This window comes from Methanosarcina baltica, from assembly GCF_055394095.1.
Genome location: NZ_AP042463.1, coordinates 1491412 through 1514137 on the forward strand (window position 1 = coordinate 1491412; position 22726 = coordinate 1514137).

The 22726-nt window shown below is 49.9% G+C and carries 16 protein-coding genes; 10 read left to right on the plus strand and 6 right to left on the minus strand.

What is annotated here, in order from left to right; translation table 11 throughout:
• Positions 1 to 133: 133 nt before the first annotated feature.
• Positions 134 to 2089 carry a hydantoinase/oxoprolinase family protein gene (locus ACZ5QV_RS06525; RefSeq protein ID WP_464601764.1) on the plus strand — a complete coding sequence of 652 codons (1956 nt, stop codon included), beginning with the start codon at positions 134 to 136 and terminating at the stop codon, positions 2087 to 2089.
• Positions 2090 to 2162: 73 nt separating this feature from the next.
• Here the strand turns inward: ACZ5QV_RS06525 and mtaA are convergent, their stop codons facing one another.
• Positions 2163 to 3197 carry a methylcobamide:CoM methyltransferase MtaA gene (mtaA, locus tag ACZ5QV_RS06530; RefSeq protein ID WP_464601765.1) on the minus strand — a complete coding sequence of 345 codons (1035 nt, stop codon included), beginning with the start codon at positions 3195 to 3197 and terminating at the stop codon, positions 2163 to 2165.
• 274 nt (positions 3198 to 3471) lie between these two features.
• Here mtaA and rbcL point away from each other — a divergent pair, with 274 nt between their 5' ends.
• The 4 genes from rbcL (at position 3472) to ACZ5QV_RS06550 (ending at position 10022) form a co-directional block, all read left to right on the plus strand.
• Positions 3472 to 4752, plus strand: coding sequence for a type III ribulose-bisphosphate carboxylase (rbcL, locus tag ACZ5QV_RS06535; RefSeq protein WP_464601766.1), 1281 nt, complete (start codon positions 3472 to 3474; stop codon positions 4750 to 4752).
• A 93-nt stretch (positions 4753 to 4845) separates the two neighbouring features.
• Entirely contained in the window at positions 4846 to 5937 is a 1092-nt protein-coding gene (locus tag ACZ5QV_RS06540) for an L-threonylcarbamoyladenylate synthase (RefSeq protein ID WP_464601767.1), read from the plus strand.
• Between the two features lie 92 nt (positions 5938 to 6029).
• Positions 6030 to 6263, plus strand: a complete 234-nt coding sequence (locus tag ACZ5QV_RS06545; RefSeq protein WP_464601768.1) for a hypothetical protein — start codon at positions 6030 to 6032, stop codon at positions 6261 to 6263.
• 312 nt (positions 6264 to 6575) lie between these two features.
• Complete coding sequence (locus ACZ5QV_RS06550; RefSeq protein ID WP_464601769.1) at positions 6576 to 10022, plus strand: DNA polymerase II large subunit; 3447 nt, start codon at positions 6576 to 6578, stop codon at positions 10020 to 10022.
• A gap of 170 nt (positions 10023 to 10192) precedes the next feature.
• Here ACZ5QV_RS06550 and mmp10 read toward each other — a convergent pair whose 3' ends face one another.
• Positions 10193 to 11431: a methyl coenzyme M reductase-arginine methyltransferase Mmp10 gene (gene mmp10 / locus ACZ5QV_RS06555; protein ID WP_464601770.1), complete on the minus strand. Its 1239-nt coding sequence runs from the start codon at positions 11429 to 11431 to the stop codon at positions 10193 to 10195.
• Positions 11432 to 11866: 435 nt separating this feature from the next.
• On the opposite strand from mmp10, the gene mcrB reads away from it, so the two are divergent.
• The 5 genes from mcrB to mcrA are packed head-to-tail and all read left to right on the plus strand — an operon-like array spanning position 11867 to position 16814.
• Positions 11867 to 13171, plus strand: coding sequence for a coenzyme-B sulfoethylthiotransferase subunit beta (gene mcrB / locus ACZ5QV_RS06560; RefSeq protein WP_464601771.1), 1305 nt, complete (start codon positions 11867 to 11869; stop codon positions 13169 to 13171).
• 26 nt (positions 13172 to 13197) lie between these two features.
• Positions 13198 to 13710 carry a methyl-coenzyme M reductase operon protein D gene (mcrD, locus tag ACZ5QV_RS06565; protein WP_464601772.1) on the plus strand — a complete coding sequence of 171 codons (513 nt, stop codon included), beginning with the start codon at positions 13198 to 13200 and terminating at the stop codon, positions 13708 to 13710.
• A gap of 6 nt (positions 13711 to 13716) precedes the next feature.
• Complete coding sequence (gene mcrC / locus ACZ5QV_RS06570; RefSeq protein WP_464601773.1) at positions 13717 to 14340, plus strand: methyl-coenzyme M reductase I operon protein C; 624 nt, start codon at positions 13717 to 13719, stop codon at positions 14338 to 14340.
• 1 nt (position 14341) lies between these two features.
• Positions 14342 to 15088, plus strand: a complete 747-nt coding sequence (gene mcrG / locus ACZ5QV_RS06575) for a coenzyme-B sulfoethylthiotransferase subunit gamma (RefSeq protein ID WP_464601774.1) — start codon at positions 14342 to 14344, stop codon at positions 15086 to 15088.
• Positions 15089 to 15098: 10 nt separating this feature from the next.
• Positions 15099 to 16814: a coenzyme-B sulfoethylthiotransferase subunit alpha gene (gene mcrA / locus ACZ5QV_RS06580; RefSeq protein ID WP_464601775.1), complete on the plus strand. Its 1716-nt coding sequence runs from the start codon at positions 15099 to 15101 to the stop codon at positions 16812 to 16814.
• A gap of 426 nt (positions 16815 to 17240) precedes the next feature.
• Here the strand turns inward: mcrA and aroA are convergent, their stop codons facing one another.
• The 4 genes from aroA to htpX all read right to left on the minus strand — a co-directional run bounded on the left by aroA (position 17241) and on the right by htpX (position 22124).
• Positions 17241 to 18536: a 3-phosphoshikimate 1-carboxyvinyltransferase gene (gene aroA / locus ACZ5QV_RS06585; protein ID WP_464601776.1), complete on the minus strand. Its 1296-nt coding sequence runs from the start codon at positions 18534 to 18536 to the stop codon at positions 17241 to 17243.
• Between the two features lie 147 nt (positions 18537 to 18683).
• Complete coding sequence (locus tag ACZ5QV_RS06590; protein ID WP_464601777.1) at positions 18684 to 19337, minus strand: thymidylate synthase; 654 nt, start codon at positions 19335 to 19337, stop codon at positions 18684 to 18686.
• A gap of 321 nt (positions 19338 to 19658) precedes the next feature.
• Positions 19659 to 20981 (minus strand): methyl-coenzyme M reductase glutamine C-methyltransferase, encoded by a 1323-nt coding sequence (locus tag ACZ5QV_RS06595; RefSeq protein ID WP_464601778.1) that lies wholly within the window; start codon positions 20979 to 20981, stop codon positions 19659 to 19661.
• A gap of 279 nt (positions 20982 to 21260) precedes the next feature.
• The gene (gene htpX, locus ACZ5QV_RS06600; protein ID WP_464601779.1) at positions 21261 to 22124 is read right to left on the minus strand and encodes a zinc metalloprotease HtpX; all 864 of its coding nucleotides are present in this window, start codon (positions 22122 to 22124) and stop codon (positions 21261 to 21263) included.
• Positions 22125 to 22726 lie beyond the last annotated feature (602 nt).

Sequence of the window (22726 nt, forward strand, 5' to 3'; positions counted from 1 at the left end):
GATTTTTTTCCTTTTATATATTTACCTCTTCTATTATTTCATACCCCTCCGTATTTTACATCCCTCTGACTTTTCTGACCCTTAAAAAGTCCCGACGGTTATGTTATATTTCTTTGTAAATAAATAATGACTTATGAATTTTGGTTTAGGAATTGATACCGGAGGTACATATACCGATGCTGTGATCATGGACCTTTCAAGCGGGGCCATTCTTGATTCAAATAAAACGCTAACAACACATTCCAACCTGCTTGCGGGGATAGAATGCGTAATTGCGGGCCTGGATGAGGAGTATCTGGAATCAGTCAGGCTTGTCTCGGTTTCCACAACTCTTGCGACGAACTCGACTCTGGAAGGGAAAGGCTATCCTGCGGGCCTGGTCCTGGCCGGTTATTCTGTCAACGGGGAGGTCCCGGCCAGGGAAGTGGTGACGGTGGACGGGGGGCATGATTCGAAGGGAAATGAAATCTGCCGGCTGGACCTGGAAAGCGTGGAGAATTTTGTCAATAGCAAGAAAGGAGGGCTCTTTTCCTTTGCCGTGTCTTCTTATTTTGCCATACGGAACCCTGAACACGAACTTGCCGTAAAAGATACGATCCGGCGCCTGACCGGTAAACCCGTGGTCTGCGGGCATGAGCTTTCCCTGGACCTCGGGGCCTACGAAAGGGCAGTCACAGCGGCCTTAAACGCCCGCCTAATCCCGATAAACTCCCGGTTTATACGGGCCGTCCTCTCCGTAATGAAAGCCAGAAATATCACTGCCCCTCTTATGGTCATGAAATGTGACGGGTCTCTGGCCCGGATCGAAGCCGCGCTTGAAAAACCGGTGGAGTCTATCTTTTCAGGTCCTGCAGCAAGTCTTGTGGGGGCCGCTCATCTCAGCGGGCTCAAGACCTGTGTGGCGGTGGACGTCGGGGGGACAAGCACAGATGTGGCTCTTATCGAGGACGGGGTCCCGGAAATCAGTGAAAACGGGGCCACGGTCGGAAACTGGAAGACCATGGTCAGGGCTGTCCGGGTCCATACCTCGGCCATGGGAGGAGACAGCCATGTCCGGGTGCAGAAAAAACTCTCAATCGGGCCCAACAGGGTAATTCCCCTCTGCCATGCGGCTTCCACCTATCCCGGCTTTTCGGACAAACTCCGGCAGGCAGAAACCATGTCGGACCGTATCCTGGACGATATTGTCCAGCCCACGGCTTTCTTTATCAGGAACGGGACCCCGGATTCTGTAGAGGACCTCGAATCTCTCAATTATTCTATTGAATTCGAACTGGACGATTACGAACGCCACGTCTTTGAGATTATTGGATATGAACCGCTCTCGGTGTTCGAAATTTCGGATAAAGCAGGAAAACACCCCCTTCACCTTGTAAGGGCCCTGCGCTCCCTTATTCAGAAAAGGTGCATCTGCCACATAGGATTTACCCCGACGGATGCCCTCCATGTTCTGGGAGAGTATGAAGCCTGGGACAGTTCGGCTTCCATACAGGGGGCAAAACTTCTTGGCGGCTACCTGGGGCTGGACGAGGAAAACTTTTCCAGGGAAATAAAGCGAACTTTTGCAAAGAACATCGCTCTGGACCTGCTGAGTCTTCTTGCAAAGGATTCCAGTCGCGAGGCTCTGGAAAAACTGATGGATAATTCCCGCTTTACCCGGTTTAAAATCACGGTCCCGGTGGTGATGATAGGGGCACCTGTACGGGCTTATATATCCGAACTCCTGGAGTTTATAGATGCGGATATACGGGTCCCGGAGCATCATGAGGTGGGAAATGCCATAGGTGCCCTTGTAGGAAACATCATCAAGAGAACTGAGATACTTATCCGGCCCGCAGAATTCGGAACTGACAGCTATCATGTGTTTTCGGAAAAAGAAAGGATAGTTGTGGAAGGGCATTCCGAAGCCGTGGACTGCGGGCTCGAACTCATTGAAAAACTGGTTTTTGGGCACATGGATGAGTACGGACTTCTGAAGGAACAGGTCCGTTTCGACCTCGAACGAAAGGACCTGAACCCCGGTTACGGGGGCTCGAAGGAGACCCGTCTTCAGGGCCTCGGGGTTGGAAGTCTGCTGAAAATGGCATAAACGAAAAAACGGCATCCCTATTTTTTTACCGGGACCTCCTCCTTCCTCCCCTTTCTTCCTTTTTCTTAACCACTCACTTTTTTTCGCTGTAATATTCGTTTCTTGCCTCGACCAGGGCCCTCAGGTTTTCAGTCGGAGTAAGGGGGGCAATTCCGCAGCCGGGGGCCAGGATCCGGACCCCTCCTTCAAGGCAGCTTTTAGCTTCGGCCTTTACCTCCTCGGGAGTTCCGGAGAGCAGGGTGGAAGCCGTGGCGACGTTTCCTATAAGGATCGCTCTTTTTCCAAGTTTTTCGTTTGCACTTTTCAGGTCCCGAACCTTTTCTTCCACGCTGATGCCTGCAAAGCCGCATTCTGAGAGGGTCTTCAAAAAAGGGGTGGCATCTCCGCACATATGTATTATTTTAATTCCCTCTACTTCTCTGCAGAACTTTTCATACACCGGTTTTATAAAGTTCTCGAAGAGATCAGGGCTCAGCAGTTCCGGGCTTGAGACTCCGTCCGGCATACAGACGGCGTCGGCCCCGGATTCAAAGAGGGCGTTTGCATACTCGATTACGACTTCCGTATTCATGGTGAGGCATTCCCTGACATAAGCGGGGTCTTTCAGGAGATATTTCATATAATTATCTCCTATCAGTTTGGTTGTAATGGAAGCCGGACTTTCAATGCCTGCAATCAGCGGCAGGGTCTCTCCTGTTTTTGCTTTGAGTATCCGGCCTGCCTCAAGGACCGTGGGAATTCTTCTCCTGTTAAGCAGGTCTTTTGGAATTTCTGGTACCCTTTTTTCGGTTGCCAGGGGATGGGATACCACGTAAGGTTGAAGTGCCTGTGTGCCTTCACTAACTTCACACCCCATGGCCTCGGAAAGTACTGTTACACAGTAAGGGTACCTTGCGGCTTCCAGGCCCATGATTTCGTGAGCTGCAAGAGCCAGAGTCGCCATTTTTTCGGGGTTGCTGTGGGCCTCGGGCCAGAAAGCGCCTGTTTTTTGCATCAGCTCAACGGTCCCGGTCTGGGTTACGGAAAGCACGGGGACTTTTTCCCCCGGATCAGGTCCTTTCCCCAGCAACGTGTCCAGAAATCTATCTTTCAGGTTTGATTTGTTCATCATCCTCCGGCAGGAAATACCTTCCTCCACACTTCCGAGCTGTTAGATATGGAATATGAAGGGAGAGTTATTAATGTGGCTCCTTTGTGTGTTTTTTGTAGTCCTGATACATATTTATAATTATTACATTTTATATTTTTTCTTTTGCATCGTTCTTCTTGTATCTTTTTTCTTTCCTCGTTCTGTATCACTTTTGCTGAACAAATTTTTATCTAGGTTCAGGCCCTTGGTTTGATTAGATAATTGTTATTTTATCTCATCAGGAGAAAACAGAATGCGCAGGGATTATGTAGATCCGGGTTACAGCCCGAAAGCCACAGACCTGGTCTGTGAATTCCATATCGAACCCGCTTACGGGATCGGTTTTGAAGAAGTGAGCACCCATATGGCCGGGGAAAGTTCGATTGATTCCTGGTCCGAGATTTCCACCCTGAGTCCAGAGCTTGCAGAGAAATTAAAACCCCACGTCTTTTACCTTGACGAGGCTTCGCAGACCGTGCGGGTGGCCTACTCAGAAGACCTTTTTGAGCTTTGTTCGGTCCCCCAGGTCCTGAGTGCGGTTGCGGGAAACATTTTCAGCATGAAAATCGTGAAGAACCTGAGGCTTCAGGATATCGCTTTTCCGGCTTCCATGCTTCAAGAGTTCAAAGGACCTAATTTCGGCCTGCCGGGAGTCAGGGATATCGTAGGAATTCGAGACCGGCCCCTTGTGGGCACCATCGTTAAACCCAAGGTGGGCCTGACCTCCGAGCTACACGCCGAGGTTGCCTACAACGCTTTTGCCGGGGGCTGCGACCTTGTCAAGGATGACGAGAACCTGACGGACCAGAAATTTAACAGATTCGAGAAACGGGCAGAACTTACTTTGAAAGGCGCCCAAAAAGCTGAAGCTGAGACCGGAGAGAGAAAGCTCTACCTCTGCAATATCACGGCTCCCACCTGTGAGGAGATGCTGAGAAGACTTGGGGTCTTAAAAGAGCTCGGGGCCAGTTATGCGATGATCGATATCGTCCCCACGGGCTGGACCGCACTTCAGACTCTCCGGGATGCGGCCGCAGATGCGGGACTTGCGCTTCATGCCCATCGCTGCATGCACTCGGCTTTCACGCGGGACCCGAGGCACGGGCTCAGTATGCTGGTTGTTGCCAAACTCTGCCGTCTGATAGGGCTTGACCAGCTCCATATCGGGACGGTTGTAGGAAAGATGCACGGGGAAAAGGCCGAGGTGCTTGCCCTCAGGGACGAGTGTGTCCTTGAGAAAGTGCCCGCAGATGAGGACCAGCATGTGCTCGAACAGGCCTGGGGAGGGCTCAAACCAATGTTCCCCGTGGCCTCGGGTGGACTTGCCCCGACAATGATCCCCGAACTCTACAGGATTTTCGGAAAGGACGTTATAATGCAGTTCGGAGGTGGGATCCACGCTCACCCCCTGGGCACGAAAGCGGGTGCAACAGCTTGCAGGCAGGCCCTTGAAGCAAGTATGCAGGGCTTCAGCCTTGAAGAATACGCGAAGGGCCGGAAAGAACTCGAGGCAGCAGTCAAAAAGTGGGCCTGAAACTTCTGGAAAGCCTGGCCTGAAAAATTGACCTGAAAAATTGACCTGAAAAATTGACCTGAATAATTGGTCTGATGCCGGAGTTTGTTTCAATTGACTTCAAAAAACGGAAAAAAGACCCGGTTCTTCCGGGTAAACAATGAGAACTTCGAGGCTGTCCTTATCGAAGCCTCGGAAGTCATAAGGAAAGGTGGTACAGTCGCCTTTCCCACGGAAACCGTCTACGGGCTCGGAGCCGACGGCCTGGACCCCGAGGCTGTAAAAAATATTTTTGAGGCCAAAAACCGGCATCCAGGAAATCCCCTGAGTCTCCTTGTCCATTCAAGGGAAGATGTTGAAAGGGTCAGTAGAAACATCCCCGAAAAGGCCCTGCAACTAATGGACGCTTTCTGGCCAGGCCCCCTGACCCTTGTGCTTGAAAAGGCCGATATCGTCCCCCCGATCACTTCCGGGAATTTATCCACAATCGGGGTCCGAATGCCTGACAACCCGGTCCCGCTGGAACTTATCAGGAGGGCGGGAGTCCCGCTTGCAGCCCCGAGTGCCAACCTTTCGGGTCGCCCAAGCCCGAGTAACGCAGCCCATGTCAGAGCCGACCTTGAAGGCAGGGTGGACATAATAATAGACGGTGGACCTGTCGAAATCGGGCTGGAGTCCACGGTAGTTGATATGACTGCCCCTATCCCCACTGTGCTCAGGCCAGGAGCCATAGGGTTTGAAGAACTCGAAAGCGTTGTCGGAGAGCTGAGAACTGGTTTTCAAGACTCGGAAGAAGTTGAAGCGGGTTTTGAAAAACAGGCCGGGCAAAAATACGGGCACTATACCCCTGAAACCCCCGTTATCCTCGTCGAAGGGGCAGAAGGGGCCGTTTCCCGGAAAATCGGAGAACTCGTCCGGACTTTTCTTGAGGATGGGAAAACGGCGGGGCTGCTCCTGAGTGAGGAAAGTTCCGCGAGCCTTTCTGCCGGGCTTTCGGAATCTGAAGTCCCGGCAGACCTGCGTTTTGTGCTGGGTCCTGCAAAAAAGCCTGTGGAAGCTGCAAAAAGACTCTTTGAAGGACTCCGGGCCCTGGATGAAAAAAAACCCGGGGTTATAATAGCTGATGGATCTTTCAGGCTCGAAGGGCCGGGAAGAGCTCTCCTGAACAGGCTCAGGGAAGCTGCATCTACAAGGTTTGAGGTCTGAATTCTGAATTTTGTTCAGGATACGCTCTATATAATACTGCACCGGGTATATTTTGAACACCATTCAGGCCCGGAAAATCAGGAGATATTTTTATGAATGCGGAAAAAAAGGAAAACCTGGAAAAAATGAGGGTTTATAAACAAACCCTTGAGAAAAACAAAAAAGTAAACAGAATTAATCTCATTGTCCTGGCCGCGGGCATTGTCCTTTCGGTCCTTGGGCTGAAAATCGGGGACTACCTGCTCTGGGCAGGGGTTTTTGTTTTCATCACCACGATATTCTCCAGCCTCTTTGCAAGATGGTCCATGCAAAAAATGCATCGTTGAGGACTAAAGCTTAAGCAGGGTGGTTTGTGTGTGCATTCAAATTAAAAGCATGGAAAAGAATGCATGAAGACTTCATTTAATGTTGCCCTGGTGTTTTTTCGTCCTCTTGAGCTCGCACAGCGAGCGAAAAGGACCCCGTGCTCCCGAAGCGGAACTCGGGTGCCGAAGCGGAACTCGGGTGCCGAAGCGGAACTCGGGTGCCGAAGCGGAACTCGGGAGATGGAACTCGGGTGGCAAAGGTTTAAAGCAGGGTATGTAGTGGGAGAACTATCACATTTATGATAATAATATTGAGTAAAAGGACTGTCCTATATGAGTGAAATAATAGCAAGCGATGAAACGATGGCATATTTTAATGAACTTGAAAGCAGGCTAAAAGCTGCCATTGAGCTTGCTAACCGGGCGCGTGCGAACGGGGGGGACCCGAAGCCCTATGTGGAGATCCCACTGGCCAAAGACCTTGCAGATAGGGTTGAGAACCTTATCGGGGTTGCCGGGGTTGCGGACAAGATCCGGGAGCTCGAGGACATAATGACCAGGGAAGAGTCAGCTCTCGAAATCGGGAGGATGGTCGCCGAGGGGGAAGTCGGAGATTTTCCGACCAAAAAGGACGCTGTGGAAGCCGCAATTCGGATCTCTATGGCCACATTGACCGAAGGGGTTGTGGCGGCTCCCCTTGAGGGGATCGACAAAGTCGAAATCGGGAAAAATGATGATGGTTCGGAATACATCAAGATCTTTTACTCGGGGCCCATAAGGAGTGCCGGAGGAACAGCTCAGGCCCTTTCCGTGCTTGTGGGAGATTACGTCCGGAGGGGTATCGGTATTGACCGGTACAAACCCAGACCCGAGGAAGTTGAGCGTTACGTGGAAGAGGTCCTTATTTACAAAAGGGTCGCAAGCTTGCAGTACACACCTTCGGAAGAAGAAATCCGTCTGATTGTCCGGAACTGCCCGGTCTGCATTGACGGGGACCCGACGGAGGCCGCCGAGGTGGAAGGACACAGGGACCTTGAAAGAATTGCAACCAACCGGGTGCGGGGGGGGATGTGTTTGGTGCTTGCGGAAGGCCTGGCCCTGAAGGCCCCCAAGGTCAAAAAGCACGTCGATAAACTGAAGATGGACGGCTGGGACTGGCTTGACACGCTTATCGGGGGAGCCAAAGAGGGAGACGAGGACACGGACGAAAAATCCGCGATCAAGCCCAAGGACAAGTATATCCGGGACCTGATCGCAGGAAGGCCCGTTTTTTCCCATCCCTCAAGGCCGGGAGGGTTCAGGCTCCGCTACGGGCGTTCCCGCAATACTTCCTTTGCAGCTGCCGGGATTAACCCCGCGACCATGGTCATTGTTGACGATTTTATTGCAAACGGGACCCAGCTTAAGGTTGAACGACCCGGAAAAGCCGCGGCAATGGCGGCAGTGGACTCGATCGAGGGGCCAACGGTCAGGCTCAGATCCGGGGACCTGGTCAGGATAGATGATATAGATGAGGCCTACAAACTCCGGCCCCAGGTCGAGGTGATCGTGGACATGGGAGAGATCCTGATCAATTACGGGGATTTCCTGGAAAACAACCATCCTCTCATGCCTTCTCCTTACGTTTTTGAGTGGTGGCTTTATGATTATGAAGCTGCCTGTCCTGCCGGGACCTCCTCCGTTTCGTTTGAGGAATTGCAAAACCCTTCGAGGGAGCTTGCCCTCAGGCTCTGCCAGGACTTTAAAGTGCCGTTGCATCCTAAATTTACCTATCTCTGGCACGACCTTACCCTAGAGGAATTTGCAGCCCTCCGAAAATTCGTGGCCGAAAACGGGAGTTATTCGAAAACTGAAGACGTTCTGGCTCTTCCCCTGATGGCCTCAAAGGCCGAAGGGATAAAAGAGCTTCTTGAAAATATACTTGTGCTGCACAGGGTCCGGGAAGGCAGGGTCCTTATAGGGGATGCTTCTCCTTTCCTCCTCTGTCTTGGGCTTGATTTGGGAGATTCGGAAAATTCGGAACTTTCACTAAGGCCTCTTCCCGAGGTTGGGGACGTGGTCGAGGCCGTGAACCTCCTGAGCGGGCTGAAGGTTTACCCGAGGGCCCCTTCGAGGATCGGGGCAAGGATGGGCAGGCCGGAAAAGTCGAACCTGCGTAAGATGTCTCCTGCGGCCCAGGTCCTTTTTCCCATAGCAAACACGGGGGGGACTACCAGGAACCTGGTCGCGTCCGCTAATTATACGTCATCCCTGAACGGTAATATCGGGGAAATCGAGGTCGAGCTCGGGCGGCGCTATTGCCCGGCTTGCAGGAAGGATTCGCATTTCTGGCGCTGTGACTGCGGGGAATATACTGTACCCCGGTTTTCCTGTACCCGCTGCAAAATCGAGGTCCAAGGCGATGTCTGTCCCAGATGCGGGCGGAAACCCAGTTCTGTCGAAAACGTGAAACTGGACTTTCGTTCGATTTACAAGAAGGCCTTTGAAAATATAGGAGAGCGGGAAAAGCTGGATATGATCAAGGGAGTGAAACGGCTCATGAACGGGCAGATGACTCCCGAACCTCTTGAAAAGGGACTGTTGCGGGCAAAACATAACGTTTTCACTTTCAAGGACGGGACGATCCGCTATGATATGTCGGATATCCCGCTTACGCATATAAGGGCTGATGAGATCGGGGTTTCGGTCGAGAAACTCCGGGAACTGGGGTACGAGGAGGACTTCCACGGAATGCCTCTGGAAAGAGCAGACCAGATAGTCTGCTTGAAGGTGCAGGATGTCCTTATTTCTTATGACGGGGCGAGGTATATGCTTCGGGTGGCCCAGTATGTGGATGACCTCCTGGTGAAGTATTATAAGGTAGAGCCTTACTACCGGGCCGAGAGTATAGAGGAACTGGTGGGGGTTCTTGTGATGGGGCTTGCCCCCCACACTTCCGCAGGGGTGCTGGGCAGGATTATCGGGTTTACACGTTCGTCGGTAGGCTATGCTCACCCTTTTTTCCATGCTTCCAAACGGCGGAACTGCGACGGGGACGAGGATTGTCTCATGCTCCTTATGGACGGGATCCTGAACTTTTCCCGTTCCTACCTGCCCGATAAAAGAGGGGGGAAAATGGATGCTCCTCTGGTGCTTACGACCCGGATCGACCCGAAGCAGATCGATAAGGAAGCCCACAATATCGATGTCAATGCCCGTTATCCTCTGGAGTTTTACAGGGCATCCGAGAAATTCACAAACCCGACCGAACTTGAGAAGCTGATGGACCTTGTAAGTAGCAGGCTCGGGACCCCGGACCAGTACGAGCACTTCATGTTTACCCATGATACCTCGGATATTTCCGCAGGGCCCCTGATGTCTTCCTATAAGACCCTCGGAAGCATGATCGAAAAAATGGAGGCCCAGCTTTCCCTGGCCAATAAGATCCGGGCCGTGGATGCCCCGGACGTTGCGGAAAGGGTGCTCAAATCCCATTTCCTGCCCGACCTCATGGGAAATCTGAGGGCTTTTTCAAAACAGAAGGTTCGCTGCGTGAAGTGCGGGGAAAAGTTCAGGCGACCTCCCCTTTCCGGGGCCTGTCCTAAATGCGGGGGAAACGTTATTTTAACCGTGCATGAGGGGTCGGTCCGGAAGTACCTTGAAGTTTCAAAAGAAGTGGCTGTAAAGTACGGGGTCTCAAGTTATACGCAGCAGAGGATCGAACTTCTGGACCGGGATATAAAGTCCCTTTTTGAAAACCATAAAGTCAAACAGATGGGACTTTCGGATTTCATGTCCTGATCTTTTCCGCAGTCTTCTGTCAATAATCCCTTAGTTAAGACTCATAGTTTTTCTGCTGAAGTTTTACAAAAGAAATTTTATATGAGTTCCAGATGCTCAAACCGGAAATTGCAGGAGGGCTCTATTATATGTATCCTCCACCCTGTTCCCTGCTTCCGGCTATGTGCTCCTCATTCCTTCAACGGCATTCCGAGGGCGTTTATCTGCTGGATGAGTTCCGTGAAGTTTTCGATTTCGAGGGCCAGGACTTCTTCTTTTGTCATGCCTATGGACATTTCCCCGTCAACGGAAAGGCAGTCGGGACCCCTTCTTACCAGCCTGTCGCATCCGTCTCTTTGCAGGGCTTCTTTCAGTTCCCGGTCGTGCACAAAGGCCCGGCCCGGGATGAAGGCGGTTTCTTTTACTTCCGAGAGGTCCAGAGCCTGGAAGTCTTCAAGAGTAATAAGGCACCCAATATCTTTTTTCAGGGGGACCACGTTTACAGTGCCCCCAAGGGCTTCGAAGATTTCTCTGAGCCTCGGGGCTGCCACCTGTCCTGTGATGACCGTTGCCTCTTTTGTTACGGGGGGAAGTTTTGCAAGGGCTTCGGGCTCGTTCCTTATTGCGAATGGGGAGCCTATGAGGGGGTCTTCGAGAGGGGTCCCGGTTATGCGCATGGAGGGGTGAGCCGCTGCAGATTTTCTCACGAGTTCGGTGAATTCGGAAACTGTATGGGAAATTATGCCTTTCATGACCGGAGCATTGTTCAGGATCAGCCCGTTTTCCCTTTCGTTTGCAAAACGCATGAGTATGGCTCCTTTGGCTCCCATGGCTTCGAGGTCACTTAGGGTATTTTCCAGGACCAGCCCGTCGTTTGCTCCGGGGATGATCACGATTGCTCCATAGACCTCACAATGGGCGCAAAAGTCTTTCAGGACCTGGAGGGAGGCTTCGGGTTCCGGGTCTTTCATGTATTCGGCCCGCAGAGCGGGGTCCGTTGCAAAAACGGTGAAGCTGACTTCGGATACTCCTTTCTCTATGTAAAAGAGGGCGTCATCGGGCTTTCTGAAACCTTTTCCACTTGTGTAACCCAGGTGAATGGGGGTTTCGAACTGGGAAAGGAAAGCCACGAGTTTTTTCAGTTCAGGGTAGCAGCTCACATCTCCTCCCCCACTGATTGTGAACTTTTTTATCTCATCCGTTGCAAAACAGAGTTTCTGGGAGGTGTCTTCAAGAACCATCTGCAGGGGTTTAAAACCTGAGTAGGACTCTTTTACACTGCGAGTGCAGTAGTCACCCCCTTTTTTAAAAGGCAGACAGTATTTGCATCCCAGGGGGGGTATCTCTTTTACTTTTTTAAAATAGCAGTATGTGCAAAAACCCCGACAATCGATACCGGGATTTCCGCCTACATCGATAACAACTTCCATATTAAGCTTTTGTATTCTGGAAATACTACTAAACCTTTTTGGTATGATGTCATTATTTGCAAAGATACTATATAAAAAAAGATATTAACTAATCCATTTACTTAAAAAAAAAAATTACTTATTATTTCGACATTGTATTCTTTATTTTAAAAGATGTTGAAATATAGGAAGTCATTTGATACGGTTTTTTTATATATTATAAAATTTATTTTGTCAAATTGCACCAATACTTTTTTAAAAATATACAATTGAATATATATAAGAAAACACAAAAGATTTAAGTACCTTACAAGCGAATGAGATTTCATTGGGAAAGTGGACACTAAAAAAAACAACGCGGTACTTGATCTGTCGGGGTGCGTTTGTGCACTGACTGAAGTTGTGTGACCAGTCCCATACAGTTGATTTTTAAAATGAATTAAGGAGGAAATTAAAGTGTCTGACACAGTAGACATCTACGATGACAGAGGAAAACTTCTTGAGAGCAATGTCGACATTCTCAAGCTTGCTCCAACAAGAAACGTAGCAATCCAAAAAATCATCACGGACACCAAGAGGTCCGCTGCAATTAGCCTCTCAGGAATCCAGAATGCCCTTGCAACCGGTAGAATGGGTGGAAAAGGCCGCCAGATCTTAGGCCGTGGACTCAACTACGATATTCTGGGAAATGCAGAAGCAATCGCAGAAAATGTAAAGAAACTGGTCCAGGTGGACGAAGGCGACGACACCAACGTAAAGTTACTTCCTGGTGGAAAGCAGCTTCTCGTCCAGAGCCCTAAGTCCAGAATCATTGCCGGTGCAGACTATGCAGCAGCACAGACTGTTTCCGCAGCAGCCGTCACCCAGGTCATTCTCGACATGTTCGACACCGACATGTATGATGCCATGATCGTCAAGTCAGCTGTTTGGGGTAGCTACCCACAGACCATGGATCTTGCAGGTGGACAGGTCAAGACAATTCTTGACATTCCCCAGAAGAACGAAGGTCTCGGTTTCTCCCTCAGGAACGTTATGGCAAACCACGTTGCAGCCATCACCGACAAGCGTGCAATTAACGCTGCAGCTCTCTCCTCAATCTACGAACAGAGTGGTGTATTCGAGATGGGCGGCGCAGTCGGTATGTTCGAGAGGCACCAGCTCCTCGGGCTTGCATGCCAGGGTCTCAACGCCAACAACATCGTCTATGACACCGTAAAGGAAAACGGTAAGGACGGTACCATTGGTTCCGTACTCCAGTCCATCGTCGGTCGGGCAATTGAAGACAACGTCATTTCCGTTGACAAGACCGCACCTTCCGGATACAACTTCTACAAGGCAAACGATGTCGCAATGTGGAACGCATACGCAGCAGCCGGTACCCTCGCAGCCACTCTCGTGAACTGTGGTGCAGGCCGTGCAGCTCAGAACGTTTCATCTACTCTTCTCTACTTCAACGATATGGTCGAGAAAGAGACCGGTCTCCCAGGCTGTGACTACGGTAAGGTCCAGGGTGTAGCAGTCGGGTTCTCCTTCTTCAGTCACTCTATATATGGTGGTGGCGGACCAGGTGTCTTCAACGGTAACCACGTCGTAACCAGGCACTCCAGAGGCTTCGCAATTCCATGTGTATGCGCTGCTGTGTCCCTTGATGCAGGTACCCAGATGTTCACAATCGAAGCAACATCCGGCCTGATCGGAGACGTGTTCGGAACGATCGAGGAATTCAACAAGCCTATCAAGGCTGTCGCGGAAGCGCTTTAAATATAAAATGTAACCAGGTCTAAAAGATGTCTGACTCTGCTGTAAACACGAAAATTCCTCTTCAAATTGAAATCTTTCCCAGTAGAATTCTCTCTCCGCAAACGGCTCAGAAACTCCTGTCTGAAGTGTACAAGGTTGATGGGCTTATAAGAGTGATGATCCAGGGGCAAAGACTTCCCACTGTAGTGGGATACGGCCCAGGGACCGGGGAAAAGGTTGAACACCCTCAAAGAAAGGTCATTGAGGTCGAGGGTCAGCTCATAGAGCTGAAGGTCAACGTCGGAAGGCTCAGGCTGGAAGTCGCTGATGTAGAAGCCAAGGAAAAGCTCCGGGAAATCTGTGACAGGGTGTTTCCTTTTCCCTATGAGTTCAGGGAAGGGCACTTTATGAAAAAGAAATCCACGGTTACTGACTATGCCAAACTTGGTCCGAATGCGGACCCTACATTACTTGGTATGGTTGACCCGAAATCCGGGGACTATAATAATCTCATCTTCATTGACAAGAAAGAAGAAAAGGAATCTGAAGATGAAGAGTGATGTGCTATGATGTTTGATCGGGATACACAGGTTGTGGACTGCCGCTGCGGTATGGGCCTTGGTAAAGGAGGGGGACTTGCCCAGCGTGGAACCCTTTCGGAAGCCGGGCGTGCCGATGTGGTGGCCATTGCAATGAGCCCCGGACAGCGCCATATCACAAAACCTGTCTGCGAAATCACGTATGGGATGCGAAAAGAAAACATCCAGGTAAGTGTGCTTGTGCTCTATTCGGGGACGGGAATTCCCGAGTCCGGGATGAGGACCGGGGTTTTTTTCATTGACCCGAAGGAAATCGCACAGATTCAAATGCACAAGTTAGCCGTGATTCATCTTGGAAACATTAAGGATCATGTTGTCAAAAAGGCCAGGGAAATCCTGAGTCAGGCTGACATCCCGGCAATCGTAGTCAGTCAGATCCCGGTGGATTTTGAGGATTTTGCCGAAGCAGGGGTAAAGACGAGGTTGGTGATGCCTCGGGATGAAGATATCCGGACGAAAGGAATTGTCATGGATATGGTAAATGGAGTTACCAGAGGTGATTCCTGTCCCAGGGATAAACTTAATCTGATCGTGAAATACGTGAAATCTAATTTAGACCAGTTAGAAGATAATAATAAAGGAGTTGTATAAGATGGTATACAATCCACAGTACTACCCAGGCGCAACATCAGTTGCAGCTAACAGGAGAAAGCACATCTCCGGAGATCTCGAAAAACTTCGAGAAATCTCTGACGAAGACTTAACCGCAATTCTCGGGCACCGTGCCCCAGGAAGCGATTACCCAAGCACTCACCCCCCACTTGCTGAGATGGGTGAGCCAGAATGCTCTGTCCGTGAACTGGTGGAAGCCACTCCCGGTGCAAAGCAAGGAGACAGGGTCCGATACGTACAGTTTACTGATTCAATGTACAACGCTCCGGCAACTCCATACTTCAGGTCCTACTTCGCAGCAAACAACTTCAGAGGTGTGGACCCAGGTACTCTTTCCGGTCGTCAGATCGTTGAGGCTCGTGAGAGAGACATGGAACAGTGCGCAAAGGTTCAGCTGGAAACAGAAATGAGCTGCCCTGCACTTTCCGGTATGCGTGGCGCAACCGTGCACGGTCACTCTGTCCGTCTCCAGGAAGATGGTGTCATGTTCGATATGCTCGACAGGAGAAGACTCGAGAACGGCACCATCATCATGGACAAGGACCAGGTCTCAATTCCACTCGACAGAAAGGTAGACCTCGGCAAGCCTATGTCCGAAGAGGAAGCCGCAAAGAGGACTACCATCTACCGTGTGGACAACGTGGCATTCAGAGGCGACAAAGAAGTCGTTGAATGGGTACACAGAGTGTTCGACCAGAGAACCAAATACGGATTCCAGCCACAGTGAGGTGAGCAAGATGGCAGCAGATATTTTCGCGAAGTTCAGAAAATCATTGGAAGTTAAGTTCGCAGAGGAATACGGTACAAACCAGCAGGGTGGCACAGACATCGAAGCTAAGGCCAAGGACTTCCTCAGATTAGGTCCTACACAGAGCCCAAGAAAAGTTGAGATGATAGCCGCTGGTAAGGAAATCGCCGCAAAGAGGGGTATTGCTGGATACAACCCCATGATGCACACCGGTGCACCTCTCGGACAGCGCGCAATTACTCCTTACACCATTTCCGGTACCGACATGGTAGTAGATCCTGATGACCTGCACTACGTCAACAACGCTGCAATGCAGCAGATGTGGGATGACATCAGAAGGACCTGTATCGTCGGGCTTGACATGGCTCACGAGACTCTCGAGAAGAGACTCGGTAAGGAAGTCACTCCTGAAACCATCAACCACTACCTTGAGACTCTCAACCACGCAATGCCCGGTGGAGCAGTTGTCCAGGAAATGATGGTCGAGACCCACCCCTCCCTTGTTGATGACTGTTACGTCAAGATCTTCACCGGTGACGACGACCTTGCTGATGAAATCGACAAGCAGTTCCTCATCAACATCAACGACGAGTTCTCCGAGGAACAGGCCACACAGCTCAAGGCCTCAATCGGCAAGACCTCCTGGCAGGCAGTCCACATCCCAACAGTCGTCAGCAGATGTACTGATGGTGGTCAGACCTCCAGATGGGCAGCCATGCAGATCGGTATGTCTTTCATCTCCGCATACAACATGTGCGCTGGTGAAGCAGCAGTTGCTGACCTGTCCTTCTCTGCAAAGCACGCATCCCTGGTTTCCATGGGTGAAATGCTCCCTGCAAGACGTGCAAGAAGCCCCAACGAGCCCGGTGGACTTTCCTTCGGTCACCTCTCAGACATCATCCAGACCAGCCGTGTCGATGCAGAAGACCCAGCACACGTTTCCCTTGAGGTAGTCGGTGCAGGATGTATGCTCTACGACCAGATCTGGCTCGGATCCTACATGTCCGGTGGTGTCGGTTTCACCCAGTATGCAACCGCAGCATACACCGATGATATCCTCGACAACAACACCTACTACGACGTTGACTACATCAACGACAAGTACGACGGTGCAGCAAACGTAGGCACTGACAACAAGGTCAAGGCCAGCCTCGAGGTAATCAAGGATATTGCTACCGAATCCACACTCTACGGTATCGAGACCTACGAGAACTTCCCAACAGCCCTTGAAGACCACTTTGGTGGATCCCAGAGAGCAACAGTCCTTGCCGCAGCATCCGGTGTCGCAGCCTCTATTGCAACCGGAAACGCCAACGCAGGTCTTTCCGGCTGGTACCTTTCCATGTACCTCCACAAGGAAGCCTGGGGCCGCCTCGGATTCTTCGGATTCGATCTTCAGGACCAGTGTGGTGCAACCAACATCTGTACCTATCAGGGCGACGAAGGTCTTCCAGACGAACTCCGTGGGCCAAACTACCCCAACTACGCCATGAATGTGGGTCACCAGGGTGGATACGCAGGTATCGCTCAGGCAGCACACGCAGGACGTGGAGACGCATTCACCGTCAACCCACTCCTCAAGATCTGTTTCGCAGACAACCTTTTGCCCTTCGACTTCACAGCACCAAGAAGAGAATTCGGTCGCGGCGCACTCAGAGAATTCGTGCCTGCTGGTGAGAGATCTCTCATCATTCCAGCAAAGTAAATTCAATAGATTAAGTACCGTCGAGAATAGGCCTTTTCTGGCCTATTCTTTGTCCCTTTTTTTGATACCCGAGTTTCACTTCCCGAGTTTCGCTTCGGGAGCACGAGGTCCTTTTCGTTCGCTCCGCTCACTCAAGAGGACTGAAATCCGAGTTTTGATACTCACTCAAACGGATTAAAAACCGTAAATCGTTTATCTCTGTCGTTCTTTTTTCCGTGGTTTTTCTGACCTTTCCATGGTTTGAGCTATTTGTTTTTCAGGATACTGGCAAGACTTTTTTGGATGCGGAAAATATGAAACGAATCCGGGGCAGGGGCTAAAGGCTCCGCTCAGGGGCAATGAATTTAAAAAAAAGAATAGCCACAGTCTGAAACTGTGGTTTGTATTTGCTACCTGAATTTTTTCTTTTTCTTGTCTGGTTTTTGCTTAGCCTTCTTCTGAAATCTTTTCGATTTCGGCCCCGAGGGTGTCCATATCTTTGAAAAAGTCAGGGTAGGATACTGATACGGATTCCGCGCTGTCGATTGTTACATCTCCTGCGACCAGGCCTGCGACGGTCAGGGCCATTACTATCCTGTGGTCGTGCCAGCCGTTTACTTCGACTCCGCCCTGGAGGGTTCCGCCTGTGATTACCAGGCCGTCTTTTTCTTCTTTTACTTTGACGCCCAATTTGGGAAGCTCTATCGCAAGGGCGTGCAGGCGATCGGTTTCTTTGTAGCGGACGTGTTCGGCGTTTTCTATCCGGGTTGTGCCTTCGGCGAGGGCGGCCAGGACCGCAATGGTGGGCACAAGGTCAGGAGTTGCCCCGGCATCGAAAGTGATCCCTTTAAGGGGTTTTCCTCCTCTGACAGTGACGATTCCGGCTTTTTTGTCCCAGGTGATGTCTGAGCCCATGCTTTCCAGGATCTCTATTATTGCCATGTCTCCCTGTTTTGAGGGGAAGAGGTTCCGGACTGTGAGTTCGGAGTCGGTCAGGGCAGCGGCCGCAAGCACGTAGGAGGCTGAGGAAAAGTCTCCGGGGACGGTGTATTCCCCGAGGCTGTATTTCTGCTTTGAGGGGATGATGAATTTGATGCTGTTGTTCTCATCCTCATGAATTTTTCCCCCGGCGAGTTCGAGGATTTCGAGAGTCATGTCCACGTAGGGCCTGGACTTCATTTCCCCTATTATCGAAAGGGTTGTGCTGGTCTCTGCAAGGGGGCAGGCGATAAGGAGGGCCGAGATGAACTGGGAACTGATGGAGCCGTCGATTTTGACGATGGCCCCATCGAGTCCTCCTTTGACTACAAGAGGAGCCTTGCTATTTCCACGGGTGGAGCAGGCTTTGACATTGAGTTTTTTCAGGACATCCAGCAGAGGGCCGTTTGGTCGGGTGCGAAGGGAGGAGTCTCCCGTAAGCACCGTAACCCCGTTCGTAAGTGCCGAGATTGCTGTCATGAAGCGAAGCGTTGTGCCTGAGTTTGCGACATCGATCACATCGTCAGGGACTTTTGGTTTTCCTTCCACACCCCGGATGTAGAGCGTCTCTCCCTGCTTTTCAATGACTGCCCCGAACATCTCGCAGGCCCGGACGGTTGCAAGGGTATCGGCTGAAAGGAGAGGCCTGTGGATTTTGGCGTCTCTGGAGAGGGCTGCGAAGGTGATTGCCCTGTGGGTGTAGCTTTTCGAGGGGGGGGCAAAGACATCCCCATGAAGGGATGACTGTTTTATTGTAATGTGCATTTTTAACAGGCCTCCTTTTAATGTGATTTTTTTAAGTTATTTTTCAAATTACTTTTTAACTTATTTCTGTGTGTTTAGACGGGTTTTTCCCCCATTTTCTTCCGGTTTTGGTACTTCTTCAAGAATTTTTCCCCGGAGTTTTAAGATTCAACGGACACCTTTTACAATGTTTTCCACCTGGTCCCAGTCGTGGTCGTAGACGTGGGCTGAGATGCTGACCGTGGTAATTTTTCCGGGTTTTATTCCGATTCTTTCAGCCACGTACTCAAGCAGCCTTGAAAGTCCGTAGAGGTTTGCGGGGTAGGCCCCTCCGAAGTCATGGCTCCGGAAAAGGGTTGTGAGGTGGACTTTTCCGTCTCTTATTTTGAAGTCGTCAAGGATCATACAGGGAACCTCGTCTACCTTCGTGTCCACAGTCGGGATCCAGGTAACGGCTGTTGCCCGGCGAGAGGTCCTGTTATTTTTCAGCTTCTCGATTACGTATTCAATCTGGTCAATTTCCTCGTTCCAGTTACGTAAACGCTGCCCGTAAGTGTACTCGAAGTCCTGGGCGTTTTCGCCTGAGATTAACTGTTTGGCATATTCTTCAAGTCTTTCCTCGTTCCAGGCCGTGTCTTCAGGGATGCGGGCCGTGTAGGGGTCTTCGATTACCACCATTAAGTCCATAAACTCCCTGATCTGGCTTCCCCGTTCATCGGTGATTACCTGCCCGTGGTTCCAGATGACATTGAGCCCGCGGTACCATGCATCAGAGATGTTTTTTGCCCTGATTATCCTGCCAATCTCAAACTTGTTTTCCATAGAAACTACCCATGATCTAAATTTCAGGCTAAAATAGGATTGTGTATTATAATAATATTTTATTTATAAAAATCTTCTTCAAATCGAAAGGTCCTGAATATATTAAGCCTTATCTCATATATTTACATTGTCACTGGCTTCAAGAGCTGTGTTTTTGTTCCTTCAGGTCCAGCTCTTTTGGAGAGATGTTATCCTGTTTACAGGGGTTTGTGACTTACCATGTTTCTTGCTAACATATAGCACACTTACCTTAAAAGAATATCGGATAGAGGGCCAGTTCCTAGCGATGAAAAATAATAAAAAAGTAGATTAAATGATTTCTCATTCAGTAACCCGGTTATACCGGAAGAGCAGGTCTGTTGCCGTCCTGACGTTTGCTCCGTCCTGGTGGACTGAGTCGAGGTAGGAAGTAAAGACCTCGTCTGTTATTACATGGAGAGCCGGTTTGAACATGTCGGCATGCATTTGCAATTCAAAGGAACGGGCCTCGGCTTCGGTTAGTTTGAGGCTTTTGTAGTTTCCTGTGTGGGGCATGTAGACCGGGTTTTTCTCTTTGGGGGTTTCGAGGACGAGTTTTGCGAGAGGGGTTCCGGGTATTGGTTCGGCGATGGAGATGAAGGCATCATCAAAGCCCAATTCGGCTACAAGGTCCAGGGTTGCTTCAAAGTCCTCTGTGGTCTCTCCAGGATAGCCGACTATAAAACTCCCGGCAACTTTCAGCCCATGTTTTCTGCAAGCGTTTACCGCTTCTCTGGCCTGGTCCACAGTAACTCCTTTTCCCATCTTTTGCAGGATACGGTCGCTTCCGGACTCGATCCCGAAAAAAATCCAGCCAATTGTGTATTTCCGGACCGCCTGGAGGATCCTGTCGCTGATACAATCGACCCGGATGTCGGGACAGGAGACGTTTTCCCGGCCCATCACTTCTGCTATTTGGGCAAGGAGTTCAATGAAAGCTTCCTCGTTTATCTTGCCGTTTCTGTACTGAAAGAGCGAGCCTGTCCCTCCGGAGATTGAAAGTTTTCGGGCTCCTTTTTCTTTGAAGGCCCGGACCTCTTCCACGACCTCTTCCACGGTCCTGCTCCGGATTTCATGCCCGAAAAAACGGGGGACCTGACAGAAGGTGCAGGAGCCGGTGCAGCCCCTGTGGGTTTCGATGTAGGCGCTTGCTCCCCGGATATTTTCCCGGAAAATGTCTTTTGGGATTAAGGGAAGCGGCCGTGGGGAAACCGATGCCGGAGGAGCCGCAGGTGTGCGGATGATCTCTCCTCCCTCCCTGAGCAGGGCAAGCCCCGGGATTTCTTCCAGGGGTTCGCCTGCAGCAAGCCGGCAGACGGCCTCTTCTCCTTCCCCTACACAGACAGCGTCAAGTTCAGGGAGTTCCCCGAGCACGATTTCAGGGTAGGCGGAAACGGCTCCCCCGGCATAGCACTTCCCTCCGGAGGCTGTGTGACGTTTCACAAATTCTTTTATGTCATTCCGGAGGAGGTGCTGGGTCGAAAAGAGACTTAGCATCACTGTTTTTGCTCCACAGGCATCAGGCTTTTTGCTTATCGTAACCTGGTGGCCGGAATCCCGAAGGACCCCGCCTATGAACATCGCACCGTATGTGTATATATCGGGAGAGATTACCGTTATCTGCATTTTACCAACCTTGAAAAGAAAGACCTGATTTTTTTCCGATTCCCGGCCTTTTATTAAATATATAGTTAATAGAAATAGATGAAGTTAATGAGTAATACTTTATAAATATGCCTATTTTTTATAAAAATGAAATATATCTATATACATATATAATTATTAAAGCAAAATCGAAAAAGGGGTGCAACATATAGAATAATATTCATGAGATTTTAAGAGAAAAAATGTTTAAAAGATAGAATATTTAAGGGGATATAATTTTATTTCAAAAAAAAGAGGGAATTAAACCCTCATTGCTCTGAGCTTTCTTACTCTTTCTTCGGTTGGGGGGTGAGTCCTGAAGAGGGACTGGAGCCCGGTTCCCTTCAGCGGGTTTACGATGAACATGTGGGCGGTGTTTTCTTTGGCCTGCACATCCCTGACACTTGGCCTGTAGTTTGAGTTTCCGGATTCGAGTTTTTCAAGGGCGTCTGCAAGGGCCCAGGGTTTTTTGCACATCTTTGCCCCTTCTTCGTCCGCTGCAAATTCCCTTGAGCGGGAGATTGCAAGTTGTATGATGGTTGCTGCAAGTGGAGCAACGACTGCCATCACGATAAAGCCTACAATATTGTTCCCGCCGTCGTCATCCCGGCCTCCGAAGCCGCCAAAGATTGCAGCCCAGCGGGCCCAGGAGGCGAGCATCGTGATAACGCCCGCAATGGTTGCAGCTATGGCGCTTATGAGAGTGTCTCTGTGTTTTACGTGGGACAGCTCGTGGGCCAGCACCCCTTCGAGCTCTTCATTAGATAGGATATTAAGAATTCCTGTGGTCACTGCCACAGCCGCATGTTTCGGGTCTCTACCCGTCGCAAAGGCGTTTGGCATCCCGGACTCAACGATATAAACCTTGGGTCTAGGAAGTCTTCCCTTCATCGCAAGGTCGCTTACGATCCTGTGCAGGTTAGGCGATTCGGCTGCAGACACCTCCCGCGCCTTGTACATCTTAAGCACGATCTTGTCGCTGTACCAGTAGCTCCCAAAATTCATAACAATTGCAAATAGGAACGCAATTATCATTCCGCCCGTACCTCCGACATATTTCCCGATAAGGACCAGGAGGCCTGTTAGGGAAGCGAGCAGAACTGTTGTTTTAAGCATGTTCTTCATGATCTATCACACGACATCTTTCCAGGCTTCAATAAAGGGGCCCGGGTTTTCAGTCTTTTAATTTTGTTTTCTGAATTGATTTGTATAAGTTTGATCAGATGTAATCAAGTGTATGTATTCTTGCTACATATATATATTTTTTATGCAAAATCTTATTGGATGGCACAAATGGGTTATTTTTCTTTATATATTGGCCTTAAAATGCCTTTGTAATAGAGGATGCAGGTTAATTTGTTTCGGAAACGAGGAATTTTATTCTTTATCCCTTTTTTGGTGGTCTATTTGTATCCTGCATTCCGCATTTTTAGGCGCATAAAGGTCTCCTGATATTGAATCATATGCTTAAAATATAAGCACATTATTTTTTGACTGAATTTCAAAATCGGCATCAATTGAGACCATATAATGCTTGTATGCGCTCAAAATATGGGAACTAAGGTTTGTATTCGGTTGATATTATTTTAAATAACCAAAGTGGGGTCTTTAGCTCCCTTTTTCCATTTTTTGCTGTGGCCTAAATCAACCTGCACCCGGAATTAAAAAACATAAGCATAAGACATATTGGACATTTGATCATGAAAACATCAACCATGTAACACTGG